We start from the raw sequence: 1902 nt of genomic DNA on the forward strand, positions 1-1902 counted from the left end.
GGTCCAGCACCACGAAGGCCAACGCCATGATCGCCAACCCGACCAGCCCGAAGAGCAACGTGGAGGCGAGCCCCTTGCCGAAGTCGCTGTAGCTGGTCAGGATCGCGGTGAAGACGATCCCGGCGATGCCGAGCTGGTTGGCGGCGAGCAGCAACCCCGCGTTGGCGTTGCGCTCGACCCAGATCAGGTCCCGTAGCCGGCCCGGGGTGAGCAGGTCGACGAGCCCGAACCCGGCGGCCATCAGCCCGACGCCGACGATCCCGAACACGACGCTCTGCCAGGCACCGCTGAGCAGATCCTCCAGCACCGACTTGCCTCCCGACTCTCCGCCCGGAGGGGTACCGGCGCGGTGATCGAGACGATAGCGGCAGCGCGCAATCGCGTCAGCCCCGCGCCTACAGCGCCAGGTAGCGCTGCCGCTCGTACGGGGTGACCTCGCGGCGGTACTGCTCCCACTCGGCCCGCTTGTTGCGCAGGAAGAAGTCGAAGACGTGCTCGCCGAGCACCTCCGCCACCAGCTCGGAGCCGGCCATCACGTCGATCGCCTCGGCGAGGTTCTCCGGCAGCGCCTCGTAGCCCATGGCGCGCCGTTCCGCGCTGGTCAGTGACCAGACGTCGTCCTCGGCGCCCGGCGGCAGCTCGTACCCCTCCTCGATGCCCTTGAGGCCGGCGCCGAGCAGCACCGCGAAGGCGAGGTACGGGTTGGTGGCCGAGTCCAGTGAGCGGACCTCGACCCGGGCCGAGTTGGGCTTGCCGTACGCGGGAACCCGGACCAGCGCGGACCGGTTGAGGTGCCCCCAGCAGACGTACGCCGGGCTCTCGGTGATCCGGTCGGGCAGGTGCTGCGGGAAGAGCCGCTTGTACGAGTTGACCCACTGGTTGGTGACGGCCGTGTACTCCCGGGCGTGCACCAGCAGGCCGGCGATGAACGACTTCGCCACCTTGGACAGCTTCATCGGGTCGCCGCTGTCGTGGAAGGCGTTGCGCTCCCCCTCGAACAGCGACAGGTGGGTGTGCATGCCGCTGCCCGGCTGGTCGGTGAACGGCTTGGGCATGAAGCTGGCCTGCACACCGGTGGAGAGCGCGACCTCCTTGACCACGTGCCGGAAGGTCATGATGTTGTCGGCGGTGGTCAGCGCGTCGGCGTAGCGCAGGTCGATCTCCTGCTGGCCGGGCGCGACCTCGTGGTGGCTGAACTCCACCGAGATGCCGATCCGTTCCAGCGCCAGCACGCCCTGACGGCGGAAGTCCCGGGCCACGGCGTGGGTGGTGTGCTCGAAGTAGCCGCCGGTGTCGACCGGGGTGGGCACCGAGCCGTCCTGCGGGCCGTTCTCCAGCAGGAAGAACTCGATCTCGGGGTGGGTGTAGAAGGTGAAGCCCTTCTCGGCCGCCTTGGACAGGGCGCGGCGCAGCACGTGCCGGGGGTCCGCCCAGGACGGACTGCCGTCGGGCAGCAGGATGTCGCAGAACATCCGGGCGCTCTCGCCGCTGACCCCGCCCTCGAAGGGGAAGACCTGGAAGGTGGTCGGGTCGGGCATGGCCACCATGTCCGATTCGAAGACCCGGGCGAAGCCCTCGATCGCCGAGCCGTCGAAGCCGATGCCTTCCTCGAAGGCCGCCTCCAGCTCGGCGGGCGCCACCGAAACGCTCTTGAGCGTGCCCAGAACGTCGGTGAACCACAGCCGGACGAACCGGATGTCCCGCTCTTCCAGCGTCCGGAGGACGAACTCCTGCTGACGGTCCACTTCCCCAACCCCTCGCGACACTGTTTTGTCCGCCTTGGCCGGGCTGCGCCCGACCTGATCGCCCAGTCTTCCCGGGCCTGGTTACGCAGACGTTACGCGAACTGCCGCCGCCCGTCCCCTCGTGTCCCGCCCGGCGGGCCGGCGACGGGCGGGTCGT

General features: G+C 69.5%; 2 protein-coding genes. Both read right to left on the reverse strand.

Annotation, left to right across the window (positions count from 1 at the left end; translation table 11 throughout):
* Window positions 1-307 (reverse strand): DUF350 domain-containing protein (locus KBX53_RS31635; RefSeq protein ID WP_210863457.1); only part of this gene is annotated, 307 nt, incomplete at its 3' end.
* Between the two features lie 88 nt (window positions 308-395).
* Window positions 396-1745, reverse strand: a complete 1350-nt coding sequence (gene glnA / locus KBX53_RS31640; RefSeq protein ID WP_030330117.1) for a type I glutamate--ammonia ligase — start codon at window positions 1743-1745, stop codon at window positions 396-398.
* Between the last annotated feature and the right edge of the window lie 157 nt (window positions 1746-1902).

Origin of the sequence: Micromonospora sp. M51 (assembly GCF_018070305.1) — a bacterium.
GTDB classification, from domain to species: domain Bacteria; phylum Actinomycetota; class Actinomycetes; order Mycobacteriales; family Micromonosporaceae; genus Micromonospora; species Micromonospora parva.